The sequence below is a fragment of the Anaerovorax odorimutans genome, assembly GCF_024459955.1.
Taxonomy (GTDB): Bacteria; Bacillota; Clostridia; order Peptostreptococcales; family Anaerovoracaceae; genus Hominibacterium; species Hominibacterium odorimutans_A.
This window is the reverse complement of the sequence record NZ_JANFXK010000288.1, coordinates 1-206: the sequence shown is the minus strand read 5'-3', so window position 1 is coordinate 206 and position 206 is coordinate 1. Positions and strand designations below refer to the sequence as shown.

Here is a 206-nt window from a genome sequence, read left to right as displayed (position 1 = left end):
AATCATGACAGGAGGAGCCGGCAGCACGGCGTGGTATTCCACCACACTGCAGAACGTGATTTCCAACAATCTGACGACAGCACAGGGCTACAAGGGATTGAACAGCGCCGGAGCAACTGCCAAACAGGCAGTCTATGATGTTCAGGACTGTAGAATTGTACTGAACCCGACTTCCTATACATATGACGGGACCCCGAAAAAACCGG

The 206-nt window shown here is 51.9% G+C and carries 1 protein-coding gene; it reads left to right on the top strand.

Annotated elements, in window-relative coordinates; genetic code table 11:
- The coding region (locus NE619_RS18810) for a hypothetical protein (protein ID WP_256133963.1) at window positions 1-206 on the top strand (206 nt) is incomplete at both ends.